23 protein-coding genes are annotated in these 25,931 nt (G+C 71.4%); 12 read left to right on the plus strand and 11 right to left on the minus strand.

All coding sequences use genetic code 11. The features are described from left to right. Window positions 1–87: 87 nt before the first annotated feature. From HQQ79_RS05370 to HQQ79_RS05380, 3 genes are read left to right on the plus strand one after another with little or no spacing between them, the layout of a single operon-like run. Window positions 88–1,512, plus strand: coding sequence for a pyridoxal-dependent decarboxylase (locus HQQ79_RS05370; RefSeq protein ID WP_173032799.1), 1,425 nt, complete (start codon window positions 88–90; stop codon window positions 1,510–1,512). Next, window positions 1,509–2,957 carry a lysine N(6)-hydroxylase/L-ornithine N(5)-oxygenase family protein gene (locus HQQ79_RS05375; RefSeq protein WP_173032800.1) on the plus strand — a complete coding sequence of 483 codons (1,449 nt, stop codon included), beginning with the start codon at window positions 1,509–1,511 and terminating at the stop codon, window positions 2,955–2,957. Before HQQ79_RS05370 ends, HQQ79_RS05375 begins: the two co-directional genes overlap by 4 nt. Beyond that, window positions 2,954–5,356 (plus strand): GNAT family N-acetyltransferase, encoded by a 2,403-nt coding sequence (locus HQQ79_RS05380; protein WP_173032802.1) that lies wholly within the window; start codon window positions 2,954–2,956, stop codon window positions 5,354–5,356. Before HQQ79_RS05375 ends, HQQ79_RS05380 begins: the two co-directional genes overlap by 4 nt. Before the next feature lie 35 nt (window positions 5,357–5,391). Here HQQ79_RS05380 and HQQ79_RS05385 read toward each other — a convergent pair whose 3' ends face one another. The 7 genes from HQQ79_RS05385 to HQQ79_RS05415 form a co-directional block, all read right to left on the minus strand. Further along, window positions 5,392–6,030: a pyridoxal 5'-phosphate synthase gene (locus HQQ79_RS05385; RefSeq protein ID WP_173032804.1), complete on the minus strand. Its 639-nt coding sequence runs from the start codon at window positions 6,028–6,030 to the stop codon at window positions 5,392–5,394. 71 nt (window positions 6,031–6,101) lie between these two features. After that, a complete protein-coding gene (locus HQQ79_RS05390; protein WP_173032806.1) occupies window positions 6,102–7,211 on the minus strand; it encodes a hypothetical protein in 1,110 nt (369 codons plus the stop codon). Between the two features lie 22 nt (window positions 7,212–7,233). Beyond that, window positions 7,234–7,380 carry a hypothetical protein gene (locus HQQ79_RS05395; RefSeq protein WP_173032808.1) on the minus strand — a complete coding sequence of 49 codons (147 nt, stop codon included), beginning with the start codon at window positions 7,378–7,380 and terminating at the stop codon, window positions 7,234–7,236. Between the two features lie 65 nt (window positions 7,381–7,445). Next, window positions 7,446–8,279, minus strand: a complete 834-nt coding sequence (locus HQQ79_RS05400; protein WP_173032810.1) for an oxygenase MpaB family protein — start codon at window positions 8,277–8,279, stop codon at window positions 7,446–7,448. Then, window positions 8,276–8,641: a hypothetical protein gene (locus HQQ79_RS05405; RefSeq protein WP_173032813.1), complete on the minus strand. Its 366-nt coding sequence runs from the start codon at window positions 8,639–8,641 to the stop codon at window positions 8,276–8,278. Before HQQ79_RS05405 ends, HQQ79_RS05400 begins: the two co-directional genes overlap by 4 nt. A gap of 43 nt (window positions 8,642–8,684) precedes the next feature. After that, the gene (locus HQQ79_RS05410; RefSeq protein WP_035809242.1) at window positions 8,685–8,984 is read right to left on the minus strand and encodes a hypothetical protein; all 300 of its coding nucleotides are present in this window, start codon (window positions 8,982–8,984) and stop codon (window positions 8,685–8,687) included. A 229-nt stretch (window positions 8,985–9,213) separates the two neighbouring features. Beyond that, window positions 9,214–10,845 (minus strand): RecQ family ATP-dependent DNA helicase, encoded by a 1,632-nt coding sequence (locus HQQ79_RS05415; protein WP_173032815.1) that lies wholly within the window; start codon window positions 10,843–10,845, stop codon window positions 9,214–9,216. A gap of 241 nt (window positions 10,846–11,086) precedes the next feature. Here HQQ79_RS05415 and sucC point away from each other — a divergent pair, with 241 nt between their 5' ends. The 7 genes from sucC to HQQ79_RS05450 all read left to right on the plus strand — a co-directional run bounded on the left by sucC (window position 11,087) and on the right by HQQ79_RS05450 (window position 21,893). Continuing rightward, window positions 11,087–12,256 (plus strand): ADP-forming succinate--CoA ligase subunit beta, encoded by a 1,170-nt coding sequence (sucC, locus tag HQQ79_RS05420; protein WP_173032817.1) that lies wholly within the window; start codon window positions 11,087–11,089, stop codon window positions 12,254–12,256. Window positions 12,257–12,267: 11 nt separating this feature from the next. Beyond that, window positions 12,268–13,155, plus strand: coding sequence for a succinate--CoA ligase subunit alpha (sucD, locus tag HQQ79_RS05425; protein WP_071250213.1), 888 nt, complete (start codon window positions 12,268–12,270; stop codon window positions 13,153–13,155). Between the two features lie 141 nt (window positions 13,156–13,296). After that, window positions 13,297–15,327 carry a DUF6350 family protein gene (locus HQQ79_RS18380; protein WP_216852171.1) on the plus strand — a complete coding sequence of 677 codons (2,031 nt, stop codon included), beginning with the start codon at window positions 13,297–13,299 and terminating at the stop codon, window positions 15,325–15,327. 41 nt (window positions 15,328–15,368) lie between these two features. After that, window positions 15,369–15,962, plus strand: a complete 594-nt coding sequence (purN, locus tag HQQ79_RS05435; protein ID WP_071404669.1) for a phosphoribosylglycinamide formyltransferase — start codon at window positions 15,369–15,371, stop codon at window positions 15,960–15,962. Further along, on the plus strand, window positions 15,959–17,593 hold the full coding sequence (purH, locus tag HQQ79_RS05440) for a bifunctional phosphoribosylaminoimidazolecarboxamide formyltransferase/IMP cyclohydrolase (RefSeq protein ID WP_173032819.1): 1,635 nt from the start codon (window positions 15,959–15,961) through the stop codon (window positions 17,591–17,593). The genes purN and purH overlap by 4 nt, the downstream gene beginning before the upstream one ends. 590 nt (window positions 17,594–18,183) lie before the next feature. After that, on the plus strand, window positions 18,184–19,992 hold the full coding sequence (locus HQQ79_RS05445; RefSeq protein WP_027466673.1) for an ABC transporter ATP-binding protein: 1,809 nt from the start codon (window positions 18,184–18,186) through the stop codon (window positions 19,990–19,992). Between the two features lie 101 nt (window positions 19,993–20,093). After that, window positions 20,094–21,893, plus strand: a complete 1,800-nt coding sequence (locus tag HQQ79_RS05450) for an ABC transporter ATP-binding protein (protein ID WP_139178874.1) — start codon at window positions 20,094–20,096, stop codon at window positions 21,891–21,893. A gap of 48 nt (window positions 21,894–21,941) precedes the next feature. Here the strand turns inward: HQQ79_RS05450 and HQQ79_RS05455 are convergent, their stop codons facing one another. Both HQQ79_RS05455 and HQQ79_RS05460 read right to left on the minus strand, forming a co-directional pair. Continuing rightward, the gene (locus HQQ79_RS05455; protein ID WP_173032821.1) at window positions 21,942–22,532 is read right to left on the minus strand and encodes a PIN domain-containing protein; all 591 of its coding nucleotides are present in this window, start codon (window positions 22,530–22,532) and stop codon (window positions 21,942–21,944) included. Window positions 22,533–22,558: 26 nt separating this feature from the next. Next, on the minus strand, window positions 22,559–23,089 hold the full coding sequence (locus HQQ79_RS05460; protein ID WP_173032823.1) for a helix-turn-helix domain-containing protein: 531 nt from the start codon (window positions 23,087–23,089) through the stop codon (window positions 22,559–22,561). Between the two features lie 94 nt (window positions 23,090–23,183). On the opposite strand from HQQ79_RS05460, the gene HQQ79_RS05465 reads away from it, so the two are divergent. Next, a complete protein-coding gene (locus HQQ79_RS05465) occupies window positions 23,184–23,612 on the plus strand; it encodes a DUF805 domain-containing protein (RefSeq protein WP_027466671.1) in 429 nt (142 codons plus the stop codon). Window positions 23,613–23,661: 49 nt separating this feature from the next. Here HQQ79_RS05465 and HQQ79_RS05470 read toward each other — a convergent pair whose 3' ends face one another. Both HQQ79_RS05470 and HQQ79_RS05475 read right to left on the minus strand, forming a co-directional pair. Then, the gene (locus tag HQQ79_RS05470) at window positions 23,662–24,030 is read right to left on the minus strand and encodes an MGMT family protein (RefSeq protein ID WP_258373547.1); all 369 of its coding nucleotides are present in this window, start codon (window positions 24,028–24,030) and stop codon (window positions 23,662–23,664) included. Window positions 24,031–24,059: 29 nt separating this feature from the next. Next, the gene (locus HQQ79_RS05475) at window positions 24,060–24,515 is read right to left on the minus strand and encodes a GNAT family N-acetyltransferase (RefSeq protein ID WP_027466669.1); all 456 of its coding nucleotides are present in this window, start codon (window positions 24,513–24,515) and stop codon (window positions 24,060–24,062) included. A gap of 85 nt (window positions 24,516–24,600) precedes the next feature. On the opposite strand from HQQ79_RS05475, the gene HQQ79_RS05480 reads away from it, so the two are divergent. Continuing rightward, entirely contained in the window at window positions 24,601–25,884 is a 1,284-nt protein-coding gene (locus HQQ79_RS05480; protein WP_173032825.1) for an ROK family transcriptional regulator, read from the plus strand. Window positions 25,885–25,931: the final 47 nt, after the last annotated feature.

Raw genomic sequence — 25,931 nt, forward strand, 5'->3', positions numbered from 1 at the left:
CAGACGGGCGTCTGACACGCCCGGCCGTTCGGTGCGCCCCTCGTTCGGGTGGCACGATCACACTTTGTGAGGTTAGCCTTACCTAACGTGACACCTCCCATCGAACTCCTGACCACCGCCACCGCCGAGCGCTACCGCTCCGCCGTGACGTCCACGGTGGACCGTCTGGCCGACCGCTTCGCCGCCGCCGACCGTCCGACGACCGACACCGCTCCCGAGGTCCTCCGGGCCCGGGTGCAGGACGTCGACCTCGACGCCGAACCCCTCGGGACGGACCGCGCGCTCGCCGAACTCGACGAGCTGTTCGTCCGTGAGGCCGTCTGGTTCCACGACCCGGCGTACCTCGCGCACCTGAACTGTCCGGTCGCGCTGCCCGCGGTCGCCGCCGAGTCGGTCCTGGCCGCCGTGAACCCGTCGGTCGACACCTGGGACCAGTCCCGGATCGGCACCGAGATCGAGCGGCACGTCGTCGCCTGGCTCGCCGGTCGGATCGGGTTCGCCGCGGGTGACGGCATCTTCACCTCGGGCGGCTCGCAGTCGAACCTGCAGGCCCTGCTGCTGGCGCGCGAAGCCCTGGGCACCAGCGGCACCGTGTTCACGACCGCGGAGACCCATTTCAGCATCGCGAAGTCGGCGCGGCTGCTCGGGCTCGAGGCCGTGGTCGCCGTCGCCACCGACCACGCCGGCCGGATGGTGCCCGCCGCCCTCGCCGAGGCGATCGCCGCCGCCCGCGCATCCGGGCAGACGCCGATGGCCGTCGTCGCCACCGCCGGCACCACCGACCGCGGGGTGATCGACCCGCTCGAGCCGATCGCGGACGTCTGTGATCTCGAGGGAGTCTGGCTGCACGTCGACGCCGCGTACGGCTGCGGGCTGCTCGTGTCCCCGACCCGCCGGCACCTGCTCGACGGCGTCGAACGGGCCCGGAGCGTGACCGCCGACCTGCACAAGTCGTTCTTCCAGCCGGTGTCGTCGAGCGCCCTGCTCGTGCAGTGCCCGGAGGACCTGCGCCGCACCGCCTGGTACGCCGACTACCTGAACCCCGAGGACGCCGCCGAGCCGAACCAGGTCGACAAGTCGCTGCAGACCACCCGCCGGTTCGACGCCCTGAAGCTCTGGGCCACCCTGCGGGCGACGGGTGCCGACGCGATCGGGGCCGCGTTCGACGCCGTCATCGACCTCGCCGTGGTCACCCACCGGATCGTCGAGGAGCACCCCGACCTGGTGCTCGTCGCGCCGACGCAGCTCAGCACGGTGCTGTTCCGCTGGCAGCCCGCCGGCATGACGGACGAGGCCGCCGACGCGCTGGTCGCCCCGATCCGCTCGGCCCTGCTCGCCGAGGGCCGGGTGCTCATCGCCAAGACGGTCATCGACGGCCGGCCGTGCAACAAGCTCACGCTGCTCAACCCCGAGACCACCCCGGAGCAGATGCGCGCGTCGCTGGAGCACGTCGTCGCGACGGCCGCCCGGGTGCGCGCAGCCACCACCGAGACCGAGGGAGCGAACCGATGACCGCCGACCGCACCGCCGCCGACCGCACCGCCGCCGACCCCACCACTGCCGACCGCACCGCTGCCGACCCCACCGTGCACGACGTCGTCGGCATCGGCATCGGCCCGTTCAACCTCGGCCTCGCCTGCCTGACCGACCCGATCGCCGACGTCGACGCGGTGTTCCTCGACGCCGCCGACCGCTTCGCCTGGCACCACGGCATGATGCTCGACGACGCCACGATCCAGGTGCCGTTCCTCGCCGACCTGGTGACGATGGCCGACCCGACCTCGCCGTTCTCGTTCCTCGCCTGGCTCAAGGAGACCGGGCGCCTGTACCCGTTCTACATCCGCGAGGACTTCCACCCCCTGCGCAGCGAGTACGACGCCTACTGCCGCTGGGCCGCCGACCGGCTCGACACCCTGCGGTGGGGCCGCCGGGTGACCGCCGTCGAGCACGACCCGGTCACCGACACGTTCACGGTGCACGCCGAGACCGATCAGGGTCCCGAGACGTACCGCGCACACCACGTCGTCGTGGGCATCGGCACCGAGCCGTCCGTCCCCGCCCCGTTGCACGGGATCGGCGGACCGGCAGTCCACTCCGCCGAGTTCCTGCCGAACCGCGACGCCCTGCGCGACGCCGGGTCCATCGCCGTCGTCGGCAGCGGGCAGTCCGCCGCCGAGGTCTACCGCGAACTGCTCGAGGACATCCGGCAGGACGGCTACCGCCTCGACTGGATCACACGCTCGCCCCGGTTCTTCCCGATGGAGGACACCAAGCTCACCCTCGAGATGACGAGCCCGGAGTACACGGACCACTTCCACGGGCTGCCCGAAGCCGTCCGCGATCGCCTGGGGCGGGAACAGCGTGGCCTGTACAAGGGCATCAGCGCCGACCTGGTCGACGACCTGTACGACCAGCTCTACCGGATCAGTGCGCGCGGCCCCGTCCCGACGACGCTCCGGACCGAGACGAGCGTCGTCGACGCCGCCTGGCTCGCCGACCGCGGCACGTACCGCCTGACGCTCCGCCACGAGCAGCTCGACCAGACGTACGAGCACGAGGTCGAGCAGCTGGTGCTGGCCACCGGGTACACCCCGCGGGTCCCGCGGTTCCTCGACCCGGTCGAGCACCTCGTCGCCCGCGACTCCCGCGGTCGCCTGGCGGTCGCCCGCGATCACCACGTCGACACCCTGGGCGGGCGCATCTGGGTGCAGAACGCCGAGGAGCACACGCACGGCCTGACCGCGCCCGACCTCGGCATGGGTGCGTGGCGGAACGCGTCGATCATCCGGTCCGTCACGGGTCGCCCCGTGTACGGCCTGGAGGCCCGGATCGCCTTCCAGGAGTTCGGCCTGCCCGCCTCGGGGCAGTCAGCAGCAGTGCCGTCCACCGCCCACCCGGGCGCCGCGGAGCGCGCGCCGGCCCGCCCCGCGACCGAGCCCGCGGAGGTCTCCGCATGAGCACGACCGTGACCACCACGGCGCCGGACGCGACCGCGCCCGGGGGAGCCGAGCCGGGCCTCCTGACCGTCGAGCCCGTGGACCCGGAACGCGACGCCGCCGTCGTGCAGTCGTGGCTCGCCGACCCGGCGTCGTCGTGGTGGGAGATGGGCGACCTCGACGTGGACCGGGTGCGCGCCTACCTGGTCGGCGTGCAGGCGGACCCCGCGCAGGCAGCGTGGCTCGGCCGCCGGAACGGTGAGCCGTGCTTCCTGGCGGAGACCTACGACCCCTCCGCCGTCCTGCTCACCGACGTGTGGGCGGCCGAACCCGGCGACGTCGGCATGCACCTGCTCGTCGCGCCGGTGCCCGCCGAGGGTCGTGTCCACGGACTGACCAGCGCGGTGATGCGTGCCGTCGTCGAGCACTGCCGGGACGCCCTCGGCGCGCGCCGGGTCGTCGTCGAACCCGACGTGCGGAACACCGCGGTGCAGGTGAAGAACGCCGAGGTCGGGTTCCGCGCCCTGCGACAGGTGGACGTCGCCGGCAAGCGGGCCCTGCTGTCGGTGCTCGACACCGACCGGATCGGCGTCCCCGACGACGACGGGCCGGCCGCACACCTGCGGCCCGAGCACCTGGAACCCGCCGAACGGCACCTCGTCGCGAAGACGATCGTGGAGTTCACCCACGAACGGCTGATCGCACCCGTGCCGGACGGGGACGGGTGGCGGCTCGACGCGGGGGAGTCGACCTACCGGTTCAGGGCGCGGCAGCACGTGCTCGAGCACTGGTCGATGGACGAGGCCTCGCTGACGCGGACCCGTGCGGGGGTGCCGGCGCCGCTCAGCGCGCAGGAGCTCGTGCTCGAGCTGCGCGCGGTGCTCGGGATCCCCGACGAGTTGCTCGGCACGTACCTGGAGGAGATCGCGTCGACGCTGGCGAGTGCCGCGGCGAAGCACCGGCGGGGCGGACCGTCGGCCGGGCAGCTGGCACGGGGGCGAGGCGGGGCCGGGGCGTTGGGGTCGGCCGGATCGGCCGGATCGGCCGGGTCCGTCGAGGACGTCGTCGCGTCGTTCCAGGACGTCGAGGCGGCGATGACCGAGGGGCACCCGGCGTTCGTCGCCGCCAACGGCCGGATCGGGTTCGGGCTCGACGAGTACCGGGCGTTCGCGCCGGAGTCCGGCGGCCGGTTCCGGTACCGGTGGCTCGCCGCCCGACGCGAGCACACGCACCTGGCGCTCGCCGCCGACCGGACCGAGCAGGCGCACTGGGAGGCAGAGCTGTCGCCGGTGGCCGCGGCCGGGTTCCGTGCCACGCTGGAGCGTCGCGGGCTCGACCCCGACGACTACGTCTGGCTGCCCGTGCACCCGTGGCAGTGGCAGCACCGGATCGCCGTGACCTTCGCGCCCGACCTGGGCCGACAGGACCTGGTCGACCTGGGCGAGGGACCCGACGAGTACCAGCCGCAGCAGTCCATCCGCACCGCGTTCAACCGCACCGAGCCGGCACGCTCGTACGTGAAGACGGCGCTCGCCGTGCAGAACATGGGGTTCCTGCGGGGGATGTCGCCCGCGTACATGCGGAACACCCCGGCCGTGAACGACTGGGTCGAGTCGATCGTCTCCGCCGACCCCACGCTCGCCGCCGCCGGGTTCTCGGTGCTCCGGGAGCACGCCGCCATCGGCTACACGGGGGACGCCTACCACCGGGTCGACGTGTCCTCGCCGCAGCGCAAGATGCTCGCGGCCCTGTGGCGGGAGAGCCCGCTGCCGCGGGTGACGGACGGCGAGCGGCTGCTGACGATGGCGGCGCTGCTGCACCGGGACGCCGCGGGGAACGCCGTGGTCTCGGCGCTGATCGAGGCCTCTGGTCTGCCCGCCGACGTCTGGGTCCGGCGCTGGCTCGACGCCTACCTGCTGCCCGTCGTGCACTGCCTGACCGTGCACGACCTGGTGTTCATGCCGCACGGCGAGAACCTGATGCTCGTCGTGCGCGACGGCGTCGTGGTCCGGGCCGTGATGAAGGACATCGGCGAGGAGGCCGCGGTGCTCGGTCGGCACGACGACCGCCCGGTCCCCGCCGACATCGACCGGATCGTGCACCCGGTGTCCGACGACGAGGCCGCGCTCGCGGTCTTCACCGACGTGTTCGACGGGGTGCTGCGGTTCGTCGCCGCGATCCTCGACGACGACGCGGTGCTGCCGGAGTCCCGCTTCTGGCAGGTCGTGGGGGAGTGCATCGACGCCCACGCCGCCACGCACCCGGACCGCCGTCGTCCCCTGGACCTGCGGGTGCCGACGTTCGAGCACTCGTGTCTGAACCGGTTGCAGCTGCGGAACACCCTGTCGATGGTGGACCTGGCGGACCAGTCGGCGTCGCTCATCCGGGCGGGGGCGATGGCGAACCCGATCGGGCGGTAGAGGGGCGGGGGCTCTCGGTGCGGGAGCCGCGCCGACTACGGCTGCAGGCGGGTGGCCGTCCAGGTCCCCTCGGCGAGTGCGTACTGCAGTCGTCGGTGCATCCGGTCGCGGCTGCCGTGCCAGAACTCCACGATGTCGGGCTCGAGACGCCAGGCAACCCACCGTGCAGGCCGGGGGACGTCGTCGCCGGAGTCGTCGAGCAGGTCGTTCGCGTCGTCGATCAGGTCCTGCAGCGTCCGCGGCTCGAGCACGGCCGACTGGTCCGCGATGGCCGTCGCCGCGCGTGACTTCGGGGAGCGGTCCGCGAACAGGGCGTCGGACTCGGCGTCCGACAGCCGGACGACGTGGCCCTCGAACCGGAGCTGCTGCATCGTCTCGCGCCAGTACGCCTGCAGGGCCGCGTGCGGGTTCTCGGCGAGCTGCCGCCCCTTCGGGCTGTCCTCCGACGTGCCGAAGACCAGTCCGTCCGCCTCGATGCGCTTCACGTCGACGGTGCGAGCGGACACACGGCCGTCGGCCCCGGCCGTGGCGAGGGTCATCGACAACGGCTCGGAGACCTGTCGGTCCTGCGCCGCGGACAGCCAGTCGCGAGCGAGGTCGAGCGGAGACGCCGGCGGGCTGTTGAACTCGGGCAGGTGCAGGGAGTCGTCACCGGATAGCGGGGCAGAGGACATGTACCCACCCAACCGTGCCCGAGGGCTCGGTGTTCGAAAGGGGTCGTCCGCCGGGGTCGACCTCGGCCTCGTCAGGACGTCACGGACGGCAGCGTCCGGGTGATGCGGAGATGTCCGACCGCACTGACGAGGACGCTCCAGACGGATCCGTCCGCCAGGCCCGAGAACGTGACGGTTCGACCCTGGTCGGCGTCGCTGCCGGTCGGGACACGTCCGTGGTCCGGCCAGAACATGACGGACAGCGCCTCGTCCGGGATCAGCGCGAGCCGACGGAGGTGCTGCCAGAGCGCGGCCACCTGGTCCTGACGCGTGGACGTCTCGAGTCCGCTCGGGCGGAACTCCGTCGGTGGCTGGTCGTCCACGCGGGTGTCGTGCACCACCTCGAACGGTGCTCCGGGACGCTCGACGTACCGCCTGTGGAACACCCGGATGCCGATCGTGCCGTTCGGTTCGAACGCGACGTCGATGAGGTCGGCCCACCGGGTGTCCTCGTCGTCCCAACCCACCGCTCGGGTGATCCGGTGCGTGCTCGGTTGGCGCCTGCCGGTCAGTACCGTGCCGGCGAGCACTTCCGCTTCCGCCCACTCGGCCGGAGTCAGGGCGTCACCGAGCGTCGCCCGCACGGCGGTCCACCGTTGCGGTGCCGACCACGAGGCCGGCTGCGCGCGACCGAGGAGGCGATCGATCAGGGAAGGCCGTCCGTCGATGGAGGGGCTCGGAGCAAGCGTCGTCGAGGTGGCGATCGTCTCGGTGTCGTCGACGGCCTCTGGTCGCGCGACCAGCGGCTTCACTCCGACGAACGCCCGCTGTGCCTCCACCGTGCCGAGGCGTCCGTCGGCCGGGGCGAACACGTCGACCAGGTCGTCGAGGCGTGGACGACGACCGCGGCGGTGTCGGTACGCACGCAGGCCACCACCCTGCTGGCGTGCCATCCCGCTCGGCCACACGTCGACGCGAGCCCCCTGCACACCCAGGAGCCAGCCGTCGCGGTCGAGTGCCGCGCGCACCAGGCTCAGCGCCTCGAAGGCGTCGTCGGCCGTGGCCGAGTGCTCGACGCCCAGCAGCGACACGGTCACGGTGGAGTGCGCCTGGCGGTCTGGGTTCGTCAGGTCCATCTCCACCGTGACGGTCGCCGGGGCGCTGGTGCCGTTCCGGTACGCGATCCGGTCGTACGTCGTCATCGCCGCCCGCCGTGTCCACGTGTCACGGCGTCGGGACCTGCACCGACACGAGCTCGGAGAACCGGAGCTGCTGCATCGTCTCGCGCCAGGACGCCTGCAGGGCCGCGTGCGGGTCGTCGAACTCGGGCAGGTGCAGGGAGTCGTCACCGGAGAGCGGGGCAGAGGACATGCACCCACCCAACCGTGCGCCGGCGGTCAGCGCTCGGGGAGTCCGGCGCGACGTACCGAGCTGGGTCACGTGACGTGTCGCCCGGCGGTCCGCCGCATCGCCCGCAGCAGCAACGGACCCGGCAGCCGCAGCAGCGCGCTCGGCACCAGCGCCCGCACCCCGGCCACCACCCGGACGGTGTGCCGGAAACGCCGTTCCTCCCGCGGCCCCCACGCGAAGCCGTACGCCGTGCGCACCCGTTCCGGCAGCATCCCCACGGTCACGATGCGGACGAGGGGCATCGCCGCCCGCACCCACAGCGGCGCGAACCGCGGGTGCAGCAGGTCGCGGACGACCCCGCGGGCGTCGTCGGTGACCTCGAGCCCCTCCAGCGTCCGCTGCCAGTACCGGTCGAACGCCGCTACCGAGGTCGGCCAACGCTCCGGCGGCACCCGCAGCGCGGTCGCGATCGGGGCGTAGGCGGCGAGGACCTGCTCGGCGCGGGCCGCGGAGACGCGTGTGCCGAACAGGTCGTGCGCCCGCCGGGCGGAGTCGAACAGGGTGGCGGCCACCCAGAGCTGCCGGTCGACGTCGTCGGCGCCGACGACGGGCCGGTGCGCACGGTTGACGAAGCCGGCCGCGGTCGCCGAGTCGGTCTCCGTGCCGATGACCACGGCGTAGACGAACATCAGGGTGTGGGCGAGCCGCTGCTGGGGTCGCCGGGCGAAGTCCGAGTGCCGTCGGACACCGGCCGCGACGACCGGGTCGGCGATCTGCAGCAGGATGGCGCGGCCGCCCGCGGCCACGGGGGTGCTGTCGGCGAGGAACCGACGCAGGTGACGGTCGTGGACGCGCCCAGCAGGCGGACGGGAGGCACGGTGCGGGTCGTGTGTCGCGCCTCCAGGCCGTGGGGTGGTCACGCCGCACCCCGTCGGCGTCGCGCCCGCAGGACGGGCCACAGGTCCACGGCGCTCGCCGCCAGGAGCGCCACGGCGCCGACGACCAGGGCGACCAGTGCACACGAGGCATCGACCGGTACGTCACCGGTCAGGGCGAGGAGCGTCGCGACGAGCCAGATCGCGGGGAGCGGCCAGAGACGGGCCGGTGACCCGGTGACGACCGCACCGAGAACGCCGACGACGAGGAGCGGGACCCAGCGGCCACCGGGTTCCGAGCGGGCGGCGAGGTGCGCCGAGGCGGCGACCAGGAGCATCGCCGCGACCGCCAGCAGCCGCGCTGCCGAGGGCATGCTGCGGACGCTGGCACGGAGTCGTCGGAACACGGCCCGATGCTACCGAGCCGTGTTCCGGGGGAGCCTGATCAGCTCAGAGCGGCTTCGTGCCGAGGTCGTTGCCGAGGTCGGCGCGGTCCTCGTCCTGCTCGTTCTCGTGCTCCCACAGGTCGGGCGAGCCCTCGCGTGGGGAGCCACCGGTCGGACCGTCGTCGGAGCCGTCACCGGGCTGCGGCTCGACCGTCTCGCCGGCGACCGCGTCGTTCGTCACCGTCTCGAGGGACTCCTCGGCCTCGTCCACCTCGTACGGGCCGACGTGCTCACGGTCGATGTCGTCGTCGCGACGCTGCTGGGACTCGAAGTCGTCGACGGGGCTGATGCCGGGGTCGCTCATGGTGGTTCCTTTCCGTTGCGGGCTTCCTGCCTACCCGCCGGCGCTTGGCGGCCGTCCGGTTTCGTGTCGTGTTCACCCGGGCGTCACCTGCCGGTCACACCGCCACGGCAGCATCGCCGATGCTCGGGGGAGTGGAGCGCGGTCGCCGACGGGTGGTCGAGCGACCGCGCCTTCCCCGCCCGGGTCGTCCGGGCCGGTGCGCTTCGTGCGTGATCCGTCCTGGTTTCGGTCAGACGCGTTCGAGCAGGTCGCGTTGCTCGACGTCGGCGAGGGCGAGGGTGCGGTAGCCGGCAGACTCGAAGAACACCGTGATGCGGTCCTCTTCCGTGCTCATCACCACGCCCGTTCCCCACTCGGCGTGCTCGACGCGCGCATCCGGCGGCCACGCTTCGTCGTTCGCACCGTCGGCGACGTGGGCGGAGGCCTCGCGAGCCGTGCCGGACGAGCAGGTGTCGCAGTTCCCGCACGGCTCCGGCAGCTCGTCGCCGAAGTAGCCGAGCAGGAACTGCCGGCGGCACCCGGTCGTCTCAGCGAGCTGGCGCATCATCGCGATACGGGACTCCTCGACCCGTTCCCGTTCGGCGGCACGGTCGGCGGTCGCACGTGCCGCACGGTCGGCGTCCTGCGGGCCGTCCGGCACCCGGGAGACACCGTCGACGTCGTCGCGCAGGGCGCTGGCGTCGAGCAGGGCGTTGAGTGCTCGACCGGCGGTACGGGCCGACAGGCCAGCGGCCTCCACCAGTGCGGAGCGGGCGATCGAACCCATCGCCGGGACGGCGTCGAACACGGCCCGGACCGAGGCGGGTCGCGGCGAGCCGGACGCGAAGAACGTGCGCAGGCCGAAGTCCTCGGCGCGGTAGTGCAGGGTGGCGCCGGCCGGTTCGGCGTCCCGCCCGGCCCGCCCGATCTCCTGGTAGTAGGCGTCGATCGACTCGGGGACGTCGGCGTGCACGACGTACCGGACGTCGGGCTTGTCGATGCCCATGCCGAAGGCGCTCGTCGCGACCACCACGTCGACGTCGCCGTCCAGGAACCCGGTGTGCACGGCCTCGCGCTCCGCCACCCGCATGCCGGCGTGGTACGGCTGTGCGCGGCGACCACGGGCGGCGAGGGCGTCGGCGTACTCCGTGGTCGCGGCGCGGGTGGCGACGTAGACGACCGTGGGTCCGTCGAGCTCGGCGACCTGGTCGACCACGGCCTGGCGCTTCTCGGCGTCCTCGGCGTGCCGGACCACCTCGAGCCGGATGCCGGGACGGTCGAACCCCGAGGCGAGCACGAACGGGTCGCGCATGCCGAGCCGCTCGACGATGTCGTCCCGCACCGGAGCGGAACCCGTCGCGGTCAGGGCGAGCACCGGCGGGCGGCCCAGGCGCTCCGCGACCTCGCCGAGCGCCAGGTAGTCCGGTCGGAAGTCGTGACCCCACGACGAGATGCAGTGCGCCTCGTCGACGGCGACCAGCGCGACCCCGGCATCGCGGAGTCGCTCGAGCACGTCGTCCTTCACCAGCTGTTCGGGGGCGAGGAACACGTAGCCGACCTCGCCCGAGGCGACGGCGTCCCACGCATCGGCGACGTCCCGTGCCTTCTTCGTGGCGTTCAGGGCGACGGCTCGGGGTGCGTCGGAGTGGTGCTCGAGCCCGACCACCTGGTCCTCCTGCAGCGCCACGAGCGGGGAGACGATCACGACGAGGCCGTCCAGCCCGAGGCCGGCGACCTGGTAGATCGCGGACTTCCCCGATCCGGTGGGCATGACCGCCAGGGCGTCGCGGCGTTCGAGCACCGCGTCGATGACGGACTCCTGGTCGGGGCGGAGCGTCCAGCCGAAGACCTCGGTGGCGCGGGTACGGAGTTCGGGTTGCACCGATCCACACTGCCGAGCTCGAGCTCGGGCCGGTCCCAGCGGTGCGCGCAGCGGCTCATGCGCTTCCGGTGCGCGGTCCTGATCGGCGGGTACTCGGCTGTGCCCGACGTGCACCGGCCGTCCACCGAGCAGCGCTAGGCTGCGTGGCGGCCGTTGTCTCGACATCGAGCGACCCTCGATGTGGAGAGCGCGACCGGGAAACCGATGCCGATCGCACGAACCGTGCGGGAAGAAGAACAGCGTGGATCTTTTCGAGTATCAGGCCAGGGACCTCTTCGAGTCCTACGGCGTCCCCGTGTTGCAGGGGATCATCGCCGACACCCCCGAGCAGGCGAAGGCGGCGGCCGAGAAGATCGGTGGCGTCGTGGTCGTCAAGGCGCAGGTGAAGGTCGGCGGTCGCGGCAAGGCCGGCGGCGTGAAGGTCGCGAAGACCCCGGACGAGGCGTTCGAGCACGCGCAGGCCATCGTCGGCCTCGACATCAAGGGCCACACCGTCCAGCGCGTCATGGTCGCCCAGGGTGCCGACATCGCCGAGGAGTTCTACTTCTCCGTGCTGCTCGACCGGGCCAACCGCTCCTACCTCTCGCTCACCAGCGTCGAGGGCGGCATGGAGATCGAGCAGCTCGCCGTCGAGAAGCCCGAGGCGCTCGCCCGGGTCGAGGTCGACCCGCTGACGGGCATCGACAAGGCCGCCGCGCTCGAGATCGCCGCGCAGGCGAACTTCCCGGAGTCGCTCCGCGATCAGGTCGCCGACGTCTTCGTGAAGCTCTACGACGTCTACAAGGGCGAGGACGCGACCCTCGTCGAGGTGAACCCCCTCGTCCGCACCGGCGACGGCCAGATCCTGGCACTCGACGGCAAGGTCTCGCTCGACGAGAACGCCGACTTCCGCCACGAGGGCCACAAGGACCTCGAGGACACCGCCAGCGAGGACCCGCTCGAGGCCAAGGCGAAGGCCCACGGGCTGAACTACGTCAAGCTCGACGGCCAGGTCGGCGTCATCGGCAACGGCGCGGGGCTCGTCATGTCGACGCTCGACGTCGTCGCCTACGCCGGTGAGCGCCACGGCGGCGTGAAGCCCGCCAACTTCCTCGACATCGGCGGCGGCGCCTCGGCCGAGGTCATGGCCAACGGCCTCGACGTCATCCTCGGCGACCCGCAGGTGAAGAGCGTGTTCGTGAACGTCTTCGGCGGCATCACCGCCTGCGACGCCGTCGCGAACGGCATCGTCGCCGCGCTCGGCATCCTCGGCGACGCGGCCACCAAGCCGCTCGTCGTGCGCCTCGACGGCAACAACGTGGAAGAGGGTCGTCGGATCCTGGCGGAGGCAGCGCACCCGCTCGTCACCGTCGCCGCGACCATGGACGATGCGGCCGAGAAGGCCGCCGAACTCGCCGCCTCAGCGGCCTGAAGGGACTGACCATGTCGATCTTCCTCAACAAGGACTCCAAGGTCATCGTCCAGGGCATCACCGGTGGCGAGGGCACGAAGCACACCGCCCTGATGCTCAAGGCCGGCACGAACGTCGTCGGCGGCGTGAACGCCCGCAAGGCCGGCACCACCGTCACCCACGGCGACGTGTCGCTGCCGGTCTTCGGTTCGGTGCGCGAGGCCATCGACACCACCGGTGCCGACGTCTCGATCGTCTTCGTCCCGCCGGCCTTCGCGAAGGACGCCGTGACCGAGGCCATCGACGCCGAGATCCCGCTCGTCGTCGTCATCACCGAGGGCATCCCCGTGCAGGACTCGGCCGAGTTCTGGGCGCACGCCAAGGCGAAGGGCGGCACGACCCGGATCATCGGGCCGAACTGCCCCGGCATCATCACCCCGGGGGAGTCCCTCGTCGGCATCACCCCGGCGACGATCACCGGCAAGGGCCCGATCGGGCTCGTCTCGAAGTCCGGCACCCTGACCTACCAGATGATGTACGAGCTCCGGGACCTCGGCTTCTCGACCGCCATCGGCATCGGCGGCGACCCGGTCATCGGCACCACGCACATCGACGCGCTCGCCGCGTTCGAGGCCGACCCCGAGACCGAGGCCATCGTGATGATCGGCGAGATCGGTGGCGACGCGGAGGAGCGTGCCGCCGAGTTCATCAAGGCGCACGTCACCAAGCCGGTCGTCGGCTACGTCGCGGGTTTCACCGCTCCCGAGGGCAAGACGATGGGCCACGCCGGCGCGATCGTGTCCGGTTCGGCCGGTACCGCCGAGGCGAAGAAGCAGGCGCTCGAGGCCGCCGGCGTCAAGGTCGGCAAGACGCCGTCCGAGACCGCCGCGCTGCTGCGTGAGGTCGTCGCCGCTCGCTAGCGGTTCGTTTGTTCCGCACAACACCGGTGTTCGTCGGTTGAACCGCGTCCTGCGCGTGTTCGTCCTGCGAACACCGGTGTTTTGCGTCGGCAGCCGCGCGGCTCCGGGGTGGCCGCGCGAGGGGCACGTATCCTCGCTGCGATGAACCGCCTGGGAACCGCTCTGCTCGCCGCGATCGAGGCGGTCGTGACGGTCGGCGTCGGCATCGGGATCGCCCTCGTGCCCCTGACGCTGCTCTGGGGGTTCGAGTACGGCCTGCAGGTCGACTGGGACGTGTTCTGGAAGGCCACCGGCAGCGTGTGGCTCGTCGGACACGGCGTCGACGTCTCGTTCCTGCTCGGGTCCGCACTCGCCAAGAGCACCGGGGTCAGCGGCGCCGCCGACCCCATCCACGTCACCCTGGCGGCCCTCGGGTTCGCGGTCGTGACGGCGTGGCTCGGCGCCCGCGCCGGACGGCGGTTCGCGGAGACCGAGCACCGCACCACCGGGCTGCTGGTCGGGACCGCCGTCGTCGCGCTCCTCGGTCTGGCCGTCGCGCTGTCGGCGACCTCCGCCGCCACCCGCCCCACGCTCTGGCAGGCCGTGGTGCTGCCGGCGCTCTGGTTCGGGATGCCCGCACTCGCCGCCTCCGAGGTCTGCCGTCGTCGCCGTGACCTGCCCGCCGACGCCGGCACCCGGCGGGTCATCGACCTGGTCGAGCGCATCCCCGCCGTGTGGCGGTCCGTCGCCGGGTTCGGCCTGCGCGCCGGGACCGCGGCGACCGCCGTGGTCGTCGGCGTGGCCGCGGTGCTCGTCGGCCTGCTCCTCTTCACCTCGTTCGCCGAGGTCATCACCCTGTACGAGCAGTCGCACGCCGGGGTCATCGGCGGCGTCGCGCTCACCGTCGGGCAGCTCGCGTTCCTGCCGGACTTCGTCGGGTGGGCGACCTCGTGGCTGATCGGCCCCGGGTTCGCCATCGGCACCGGGTCGAGCGTGTCCCCGATCGCCACGACCCTGGGCCCGATCCCCGGTCTGCCGGTCTTCGGCGCCTTGCCGACCTCCGGTCACACCTTCGGGCTCGTCTGGGTCCTCGTGCCGGTCATCGCCGGGTTCGCGATCGGTGGCTCGATGCGACCACGGTTGGTGCGGGCCCTGGGCGCCGCCGACTCCGCGCTGCACCGTGCGCTCGGCGGCGTCGTCGCAGGACTCGTGGCCGGTGTGCTCACGGGGCTCATCGCCTGGGTGTCGTCCGGCTCGTTCGGCCCCGGGCGCCTGGCCGACGTCGGCCCGAACGCCCTGGCCGTCGGTGGGTTCGCCGCACTCGAGGTCGGCCTGCCGGCGATCATCGCCCTCGCCGCGGGCAGCGACCTGGTCCGGCTGCCGGAGGGCGGATGGACGCGGGAGCGCTGGACCGAGGCCGACGAATCCGACGATGACCACGACACGGCGCGCGCCGGGGTCGACCTCGGTGAGGGTTCCCTGCTCGCCGCACTCGACCAGGCCGGTGCCGGGCGCACCACCGACGTGCACCGCTTCGTGGTCGAGGAGTCCCACGACGGGTCGACCGCTGCGCGGCCCCGCGCGACGACCGAGCACGCGACCGAGCCGGTCAGCAGCGAGCCGATCCGCAGCGAGCCCGCCGATGCGGCACCCGCACGGCCCGCCTCCGCACCCGCGCCCGTCTCACCGCGCGCCGGTGGCACCGACCACGACGTCGAGCTCCCCGACTGGGCGAAGACCGACGCGGTGGCCGCCGACCGCCTGGCCGCCGAGCCCGGACCGGAGCGCCGCAGTGCCGGACGAGCAGCCCTGGGCGGCCTCCGCGACCGCCTGGCCGGCGCGGCCGAGGGTGTCCGCGGACGAGCCGGTGCACTCCGCGACCGCGTGACCGGCTCCGACGCCGAGCCCCAGCGCCCCGGTACCGAGCGGCCCGCAGCGCCCGCCCCGGCAGCTGCACCCACCCCGGTGCCCACCGACGCCCAGCCCGCGTTCCCGTGGAACACCGAGGAGTTCGTCGCCGGACGCGACGACGTGGACGAGACGGCCGAGGCGGACCGCGTGGACGTCGCGCCGGACACCCGTGGGCCCGCCTCGAGGCCGGCGGAGCAGCCCCGCCCGACGAAGTGGGACGTCACCGACCAGATCCCCGAGGACGAACTGCCCTGGTGGAGGCAGCCGAAGGACGACCGGTAACAGCGCCCGTCGAGTGCGTGCCTGCCGGTAGGGTTGGTGCCGTGCTCGAACTGGTCGTCCTGATCTCCGGTACCGGGTCGAACCTCCGAGCCCTGCTCGAAGCGACCTTCGACGCCGAGTACCCCGCCCGTGTCGTCGCCATCGGTGCCGATCGTGACGCCGAGGGCCTCGGCCTGGGGGAGGAGTTCTCGATCCCGACCTTCACGGTGCCGTTCACCCGCTACGACTCGCGCGCCGAGTGGGGCCAGGCCCTGGCGGAGCAGATCCGCCCGTGGTCGCCCGACCTGCTCGTGCTCTCCGGCCTGATGCGCCTGCTGCCCCCGGCCGTGGTGTCCGAGTTCGCCCCGGGGATCATCAACACCCACCCGGCGTACCTGCCCGAGTTCCCCGGCGCCCACGGCGTACGGGATGCCCTGGCCGCCGGGGTCACCGAGACCGGCGCGAGCGTCATCGCGGTCGACGACGGCGTCGACACCGGTCCGATCCTCGCCCAGGAGCGCATCCCGGTGCTGCCGGGCGACACCGAGTCAACGCTGCACGACCGCATCAAGCCGGTCGAGCGCCGCCTGCTCATCCAGACCATCCTCGACATCGCCAACGGCACCACCGACCTGAAGGGCACCCCGAGCGCATGAGCGTGCACGCAGCCGACCCCAGCCTCTACCGCGACCGTGACGTGGTCCCGGTCCGCCGTGCACTGATCTCGGTGAGCGACAAGTCAGGCCTGCTCGAGCTCGCCGGCGCCCTGGCCGACTCCGGGGTCGAGATCGTGTCGACCGGCTCCACCGCGCAGACCATCCGTGACGCCGGTTACGCCGTCACCGACGTCGCGAGCGTCACCGGGTTCCCGGAGTCGCTCGACGGCCGGGTGAAGACCCTGCACCCGTCGGTGCACGCCGGCCTGCTCGCCGACCTGCGGCTCGAGTCGCACGAGCAGCAGCTCGCCGACCTCGACATCGCGCCGTTCGAGCTCGTCGTCGTGAACCTGTACCCGTTCGTCGAGACCGTGGCGTCGGGTGCCGACACCGCGACCGTGGTCGAGAACGTCGACATCGGCGGCCCCGCGATGGTCCGCGCCTCGGCGAAGAACCACCCGAACGTGGCGATCGTCGTGTCCCCGGCGTCCTACCCCGAGGTCGTCGAGGCCGTCCGTGCCGGCGGCACCACGCTCGAGCTCCGGAAGCGCCTCGCAGCCCAGGCCTTCGCGCACACCGCCGCCTACGACACCGCGGTGGCGTCCTACTTCGCGAGCGACGTCGTCACCGCCGCTGCAGCCCCGACGACCGCCGGTGACATCCGGACCCCCGGTGCGTTCGACGAGCACCTGGCGGTCGAGGCCGAGCTGTCGGCGACCCTGCGCTACGGCGAGAACGCCCACCAGGCCGCGGCGCTCTACACGACGTCGGACGGCACCGGCATCGCACAGGCGACGCAGCTGCACGGCAAGGAGATGTCGTACAACAACTACGTCGACGCCGACGCAGCGGTCCGTGCGGCCTTCGACTTCGACGAGCCCGCCGTCGCGATCATCAAGCACGCCAATCCGTGCGGCATCGCGATCGCTCCGGCCGACTCCGCCGACCCGATCGCCTCGGCCCATGCCGCCGCGCACGCCTGCGACCCGCTCTCGGCGTTCGGCGGGGTCATCGCCGCGAACCGCCCGGTCACCGTGGCCATGGCCGAGACCGTGAAGGACATCTTCACCGAGGTCGTCGTCGCCCCCGGGTTCGACCCCGAGGCGCTCGAGATCCTGTCGCGCAAGAAGAACATCCGCCTGCTCACGCTGCCGGCCGACTTCGCGCTCGCCGACCGCGAGGTCAAGCAGATCTCCGGCGGGTTCCTGGTGCAGGACGCCGACCGCTTCACGGGCTTCGACCAGGCCACCTGGACCCTCGTCGCCGGCGAGCCCGCCGACGAGCAGACCCTCTCCGACCTGGCCTTCGCGTGGAAGGCGAGCCGTTCGGTGAAGTCGAACGCCATCCTACTGGCGAACCAGGGCGCGAGCGTCGGCGTCGGCATGGGCCAGGTCAACCGGGTCGACTCCTGCCACCTCGCGGTGAACCGGGCCGGTGACCGCGCGACCGGCAGCGTGGCGGCGTCGGACGCGTTCTTCCCGTTCGCCGACGGCCTGCAGGTGCTGCTCGACGCCGGTGTCCGTGCGGTGGCGCAGCCCGGCGGCAGTGTCCGCGACGACGAGGTCATCGCCGCGGCGAAGGCCGCCGGCGTCACGATGTACTTCACGAGCGAGCGCCACTTCTTCCACTGATGTGAACAATCGGTGGCGAACCATTGCGCGCCGTGAGTCACTGTGAATAGTCTGTAAGGCTCCGCGGCAGGCAGCCGACGATCCCTCGGGATCGGCGGCACCGCGGACACAACGGTGACGAAGACGACGACTGGAGTGACGATGGACAACATGACCGGAACCGTGGCGACGGCCGCCCGTGCAGGTCTCGTGTCCGTCGTGGGGACCACTCCCGCACGGCGATCCCTGATCGCACCGCGGCCCCGCGCCGCGGCCGCCGTCTAGTCGGGCCGTTCCCACGGCCCCGCGGCGCAGCACCACCGGCGTCCGCGAACCACCCGCCTGAACCCGGGGGACGACGCTCCCTCGGTGCCTCCGGCCCGACCGACGTCACGCGAGTGACGGCGGAGACGCGACCACGCGCCCGGCCGATGATCACCACGCAACGCCACACCGAGCCTCCAGGCCGAAGCCGCGCAACGCGAGCAAGCAGCAAGCAAGCAAGCAAGCAGCAAGCAGCAAGCAAGCAAGCAAGCAAGCAAGCAGCAAGCAGCAAGCAAGCACCGCGCAGCGCGACCCGGGGACCCGGCAGACGCATGAGGACGCAACGCATGTCCAAGTCGCCCACCACGGCGCGCCCGTCCACCTTCCGCGCGATCGCGCGGATCTACCCCTACGTGAAGCCCTACCAGGGGCGCCTCATCGGCGGCATGGCCGCAGCGATGGGAGCCTCCCTGGTGGCGCTCGCAATCCCCTACGTGCTGCAGTGGCTCGTCGACGGTCCGCTGTCGTCGCGCGACTCCGCACAGATCTGGCCCGCCGGGCTCGGGGTGCTCGCCCTCGGAGTGCTCGAGGCGTTCTTCATCGCCTCGCGCCGCCGGCTGGTGATGCGCCCCTCGACCCGCATCGAGACCAGCATGCGCAACTCGCTCTACGCGAAGCTGCAGGACCTGCCGGTCGCGTTCCACGACCGCTGGGAGTCCGGGCAGCTGCTGTCCCGTTCCGTGTCGGACCTGTCGCTGATCCGGCGCTGGTTGGCCTTCGGGGTCGTCCTGCTCGTCGTGAACATCGTCACGATCGTCGTCGGCTTCGTCGTGCTGTTCACCTTCGGGTGGATCCTCGGGCTCATCTTCCTGATCGCGTCGATCCCGCTGTGGATCAACGGCCTGCTGTTCGAGCGCCGGTACTCCGCCGTCGCACGCCGCAGCCAGGACCAGGTCGGTGACCTCGCCACGAGCGTCGAGCAGTCGGTGCACGGCATCCGTGTGCTCAAGGCGTTCGGTCGCGGCGGCGCGAAGCTCGAGGAGTTCAGCGAGCAGGCCGAGGCCCTGCGCGGCACCGAGATCAAGAAGGCGAAGGCCATCGCGGGCATCTGGCTGTGGCTGCTGCTCGTGCCCGACGTCGCGTTCGCCCTGTGCCTGCTCGCCGGCATCTGGCTCGCGTCGCAGGGGCAGCTCAGCGTCGGCCAGCTGTTCGCGTTCTTCGCGACGGCGACGGTGCTGCGGTTCCCGATCGAGTCGATCGGCTTCCTGCTCTCGATGACGTTCGACACCCGCACGGCGGTCGACCGCTTCTTCGAGGTCATGGACTCCGAGAACACCATCACGGACCCGGAGCACCCGAAGACGATCGCCGAGCCGCACGGTGCCCTGTCGTTCAACGGCGTGCACTTCCGGTACCAGGACTCCGCGCCGCAGTACCCGGACCTGATCAACGGCGTCGAACTGCAGCTGCAGCCGGGCGAGACCATGGCGCTCGTCGGCCTCACCGGCTGCGGCAAGACGACGCTGCTCTCGCTCGTGCCGCGTCTGTACGACGTGACCGGCGGTTCGGTGACGATCGACGGGGTCGACATCCGCGACCTCACCCGCGAGGAACTGCGCCGGCACGTCGGCGTCGCCTTCGAGGACGCCACCCTGTTCTCGTCGACCGTGCGTGAGAACGTGCTGCTCGGTCGACCGGACGTGCAGGGTGCCGAGGCCGAAGCGCTCATGCGCGAGGCGCTCGACATCGCGCAGGCGTCCTTCGTGGACGACCTGCCCGACGGCGTCGACACCCGGGTCGGTGAAGAGGGGCTGTCGCTGTCCGGTGGCCAGCGCCAGCGCCTGGCACTCGCCCGAGCGATCGCCGCGCGGCCGTCGGTGCTCGTGCTCGACGACCCGCTGTCGGCGCTCGACGTCGACACCGAGGCGCGGGTCGAGGCAGGCCTGCGTCGCGTGCTCGCCGACACCACGTCGCTCATCGTGGCGCACCGTCCGTCGACGGTGACGCTGGCCGACCGGGTCGCCCTGATGGAGAACGGCGTCGTCACGGCCGTCGGGACCCACCACGACCTGATGGCCACCAACGAGCACTACCGCTACGTCATCTCGTCGCTCGACGACGACGACGCGACCGCACGACAGGAGGCGATGGCATGAGCCAGCAGACCGACCAGAACCTGCCGGGAGGCACGGCGTCCGTCCCGCAGGAAGCTCCGGACGAGCAGGCTGCCGCCCCCGTCACCGCCTCGATCACCACCATGGGCGTGCGCGGCGAGGAGCGTGAGGACTTCACGAAGGCCGAGAGCAAGCGCCTTCGGCGCCGGTCCCTCGCCCTGCTCGGGTCCCTCGCCGCACCGCTGAAGCTCCGGCTGGTGCTGCTCGGCATCGTGGTCGTGGTCTCGACCGCCGGCACCGTCGCGGGTCCGGCGCTCATCGCGTGGGGCATCGATAACGCCCTGCCCGCGGTGATGGACCAGAACGACTGGGTGCCGGCGTTCGGCGTCGTCGCGACGTACATCGTCGTGGCCGTCCTCGGTGCGGTGCTCACGGCCTGGTACACGGTGCTCGCGGCACGGATCAGCCAGGCGATCCTGTTCGACCTGCGCAAGCGGGTGTTCCTGCACACGCAGCGGCTCTCGCTCGAGTTCCACGAGACCTACACGTCGGGCCGGATTATCTCGCGCCAGACGAGTGACCTCGACTCGATCCGCGAGCTGCTCGACTCCGGACTGAACCAGCTCATCCAGGGCGTGCTGTACATGGCGTTCACCGCCGTGGCCCTGGTGCTGCTCGACCCGACGTCCGGGCTCGTGCTCGCGGTGTCGCTCGTGCCGCTCTGGTTCCTGATCCGCTGGTTCCAGACGAACTCGCAGACGCTGTTCCGCTCGACCCGTGTCACCTCGGCGCGCGTCATCGTGCACTTCGTCGAGACGATGACGGGCATCCGCGCGGTGCAGGCGTTCCGCAAGGAGTCCCGCAACCGTGACGAGTACGGCGGCTACGTCGAGGACTACCGGGTGGCGAACACGAAGGTGTTCAACCTGTTCGGGACCTTCGACCCGGTGCTCGTGCTCATCGGCAACGCGACGCTCGCAGCGGTCGTCATCGTCGGTGGTTTCCGGATCGTCGGCGGGACGCTCGAGGTCGGTGCGCTGCTCGCGGTCGCGCTGTACGCCAAGCGCTTCTTCGACCCGGCGCAGGAACTCGCGATGTTCTACAACGGGTACCAGTCGGCCTCGGCGGCGATGGAGAAGATCTCCGGTGTCCTCGAGGAACGGCCGAGCGTGCCGGACCCCGTGAAGCCCACCCGTCTGGCGGACGCCACCGGGAAGATGGACTTCGACGAGGTCGTCTTCGCCTACAACAAGGGCAAGGTCGTGCTGCCGGAGTTCGACCTGCACATCCCGTCGGGGCAGACCATCGCCCTCGTCGGGTCCACCGGTGCCGGCAAGTCGACGCTCGCCAAGCTCATGGCGCGCTTCTACGACCCGACCCAGGGCTCGGTGAAACTCGACGGCGTGGACCTGCGCGACCTCGACACGAAGGACATGCGCCGCGCGATCGTCATGGTCACGCAGGAGGCGTACCTGTTCTCCGGCACCGTCGCGGACAACATCGCGCTCGGCAAGCCCGGTGCGTCGCGTGAGGAGATCGAGGCGAGCGCCAAGGCCGTCGGCGCGCACGAGTTCATCATGGCGCTGCCCGACGGGTACGACACCGACGTGAACAAGCGCGGCGGTCGTGTCTCGGCGGGTCAGCGGCAGCTGCTCTCGTTCGCGCGGGCGTTCATCGCGGACCCGAAGGTGCTCATCCTCGACGAGGCCACGGCGTCGCTCGACATCCCCTCGGAGCGACTCGTGCAAGAGGGCCTGGAGACCCTGCTCGCCGACCGCACCGCGGTGATCATCGCGCACCGGCTGTCCACCGTCGCGATCGCCCACCGGGTGCTCGTGATGGAACACGGCCGGATCGTCGAGGACGGCACCCCCGCCGACCTCATCGCCGGCACCGGGCGGTTCGCCCAGCTGCACGCGGCCTGGCGCGACTCGCTCGTGTGACGAGTTGTGATGCCGGCGATGACACTCCGCAGAGTGTCATCGCCGACATCACGAGGGGTCGGCTAACTGGTGGCGGAGAAGTGCCGCGGCTTCCTGCATCTCGTAGCGGCTCTCCAGGACATCGACGATCTGGGTCGGCGACAGCTTCGGGCCGTGCTGTCCAGTCCTGGACGCGAGTTCGAGTACCGCCCGGGCCGCAGCCGCCGGGCGGAGCGAGACCTGATCGTGGACGAACGAGGCCGGGCCGAGGATATCGATTCCGCTCGGGATCTTGTCGTCAGGAAAGTCCTTGAAGTTGAGTGTGACGATGGCGCCCGCTCCGCCAAGCTCTGCAGCGGCGACCACGTGTTCGTCGTCAGGATCCGGGAGGCCGTAGGAACCATCGAGGCGCTCCCATCCTGTGACGACCGCATCGTCGAACTTCAGGCGCATTGTCTCGACCAACCGGTGTGCTCGCTCCTCGGCAGCCGCCTCGTCCGCACCGCGACGCACTAGCTTCTTCGCCTCGTGGTACTCGAGTTCCTCGAGGATCGCCGTGCTCCAGATTGGGCGGTACACGCCTTCGATGGCGAGCGACAGGAGGAGATCCCGCTGAAGGCTGGGCCAGAGCACGCAGGTGTCGAGGAGCGCCGTGAACACTCTAGGAGTATCTCATGTGTCGCGAGTTATTCTCGTTGACCTGCTCGGAGTTGCTTCCGTGTGAGCCGAAGGTCTGCCAGTGTCGTGTCGACGTCATCACCTTCGTCGTACTCGGTGGAGTACAACGCCGACAGTGCTTCGTACTGCTCATCTCGGCGTCGCGTCCGGTATGCAAGAGCATCCGCGAGCTTAATCCGTCGATGCGTGTTGACCTTCTCGAACGGGATGTCTCCCCGGTCGAGCATCTTCACGACCGTTGGTCGACTCACGTTGAGCAGCTCAGCAACTTGCTGGGTCGTCAGCGTGCGGGACTGCGGTGAGATCGTGACGGCCAAGCCGCGCTGCATCGCTTCGATCACCTGTAGGAGAACTCGATGGACCTCGGCCGGTAGTTCGACGTGATCGCCTGCCTCGGCTCCAGCGAGGAAGTAGCGGGCTTCGATCTCATCCCGGCCCGCTTCAGCATGGGCGGCGAGGAAGTCATGAACTTGCGCGACCGCTCCGGCGTCGGAAGCCTCATATGTTTCCTGCTGCAAAGCGTGTACCTGTGCTGGCATCTTTATCTCCTTCGCAACAACCGTAACAGGTTTCGTTTATTTCGACTCAGGATGGGCCAGATGTCATCGATGCACCACGTGGTTGGCTTGCTCCATGAGCAACGACAGCGTGGTGCAGCCCGGCGGCGTCGCCCTGCACGACCCCTTCTACGGTGCCCCCTTCACCGAGGCCGTCCGACGGTTCTGGCGGAAGTACACCGTGTTCACCGGACGGGCATCGCGCGCCGAGTTCTGGTGGTGGTGGCTGACGTCGTTCGCGATCGGGCTCGTGCTGCAGCTCGTGCCGCAGGTGTTCACGCCGGACACCCCGGCGCTCGAGAACCCCGTCGGCTCGTACCTGTTCATGCTGTGGGTGCTCGCGACGCTCATCGGGTCGCTCGCGCTCGGCGCCCGACGGCTGCACGACGCGAACCTGTCCGGCTTCTGGCAGTTCCTGCACGTGCTGCCTGGCCTCGGCTCGCTCATCGTGTACGTGCTGTGCCTGCTGCCCGCGAACCCGAAGGGTGCGCGCTTCGACCGCTGACGGCCGATCCAGGGCGGACCCCGTCGGGCCGACCTGTGCGGACCGGGGATCAGAACGGGTCGTCGGCGTCCGTTGCTGGTGACCAGCGCGCACGACGCATGTCGAGCCTCCAGGTCGACGTCCCCTGCACGAGCGGCGTCCCCTCGACGCGGTAGTGCTCGAGTGCGCGGGCCTCGTGGTGCAGCGGCGGGTGCCCACCTGCGCGCACCACGCGCCACCACGGCAGGTCGGCGCCCTCGTGCGCCATCACCTTGCCGACGGCTCGCGACGCCCGCGACCCGAGGGCTGCGGCGACGTCGCCGTACGTCATGACGTGACCCGGCGGGATCATCCGCACCACCTCGGCGACGGCGGCGCCGAAGTCGCCGGCGGCGTCTTCGAAGGGCACAGTGTCGGACGGCACGGTGTCGGATGCCACGGCGTCGGAGCGTACGTCGTCGGGGCGTGCTAGAGCGTCAGGACCGCGAAGTGGTCGCCGTACTGGGTCTCGCGAACGACCTCGAAGCCCACGGCGCGGAAGAACGCCTCGGGGCTGTCGTCGCCGCCCGGCTCGTACACGACCGTCAGTCGCTCGAACCCACGGCTGCGTGCCTCGTCCGCCAGGCCGTGCACGGCGAAGCGACCGACGCCCCGGCCCTGTGCGCTCGCCGCCACGTTGACGCGCCAGATGCAGCTGCGCAGCTCTTCCTGCGCGTTGTCGGCGTCGAACGAACCGATGATCAGGCCGAGGACCTCGTCGTCGTCGAGGACGACACGGGTCCACGCGGAGCTCGGCTTGACGTCGGACTCGGCGACCCCGTAGGTGGTCGGCTGCACGAACTGTTCCTGGCCCGGCTTGAGCGTCAGGGAGTTGGCCGCGGCAGCGGTCTTCGCGGAGAGTTCTTCCAGGCGCAGGTCGGACATGCGGCCAGGCTAACGGTGCAGACCCTGCGGAAGCCAGAGACCGGGGCAGACCGAGACCGCACCGTTGCCGCGGTATGGTCGCGGCATGGCAGAGCATCGACGCGGAGCGAACCTCCCGTCGATCGGCGGGTTCAACCGCACCGTGGTCCTCGACGCGGTCCGCCGCTCACCCGACGGCCTGAGCCGCGTCGAACTCGCAGCCCGCACCGGACTGAGCGCGCAGACCGTGTCGAACGTCACCCGGTTCCTGATCGAGGCCGGCATGATCGTCGAGTCCGGCACCGTCGTGTCCGGCCGCGGCAAGCCCCGCACCATCCTGCGGCTCGAACCGGGCAGCCGGTACGCGGTCGGCGTGCACGTCGACCCGGCCGTCGTCACCTACGTGCTGCTCGACCTCGCAGGCACCGTCGTCGCCGCGTCCACCACCTCGACCCCCACGGCCGACGACCCGTCCGAGGTGGTGCGCACCATCGCCTCGGCCGTCGACGGGCTCGTCGCCGACGCCGGGGTGGCCGTCGACAGCGTGCTCGGTGTCGGGATCGCGAGCCCCGGACCCATCGACGTCGAGGCGGGCATCGTGGTCGACCCGCCGTTCCTGCCCCGGTGGCGGGACGTGCCGCTGCGCGATGCGCTCGCCGAGGCCACCGGCTACCCGGTCCTGCTCGAGAAGGACGTCACGGCCGCCGCGGTCGGCGAGATGTTCCTGGCGGGGGAGTCCTCGGCCCGGAACTTCGCGTTCGTGTACTTCGGCACCGGGTTCGGCGTCGGGCTCGTCGTCGACCACGAACCCGTGCGCGGGGTGGGGTCCAACGCGGGCGACGCCGGGCACATCATGGTCGACCAGGGGTCCCTCGCGGGCACCCCGGACGGATCGGGCACGCGCGGAGAGGTCGGTGCAGCCGTCGCGCCGGACCGGCTGGTGCGGATCGCGCGATCGCGGGGGCTCGCGCTGTCGGGCGGAGCGGTCACGGAAGCAGGTGCAGACGCCGACGCCGCGGATGCCGACTCGGTCGACGCCGTGAACGCCGCGTGGGACGAGCTCGCCGTGGCGATCGCCGACGGGGACGACACCGCCGTGACGCTCGCGGCCGAGGCCGGCACCGTCATGGGCAACGCGGTCGTCCTCATCGTGAACCTGCTCGACATCGACCGCGTGGTGTTCGGCGGCCCGTTCTGGTCGCGCATCGCGAGTGCTGCCCTGCCGGCTGCGCGGACCGCCATCGTCGGGTCACCGTTGCTCGTGCCGAAGCACGCCGTGCAGGTGGTGGAGAGCGACCGCGGTGCCGACGTCGCCGCCGTGGGTGCCGCCTGCCTGGTGCTCGACGCCGCGCTCTCGCCGCGGGCCAGCACCCTGCTGATCCGGCGCTGACGGCGCGCGCTCACCTTCTGCTCACCGGAGGCGGTGAGCGCGACCGC

Origin of the sequence: Curtobacterium sp. VKM Ac-2852, assembly GCF_013205045.1 — a bacterium.
Taxonomy (GTDB): domain Bacteria; phylum Actinomycetota; class Actinomycetes; order Actinomycetales; family Microbacteriaceae; genus Curtobacterium; species Curtobacterium flaccumfaciens.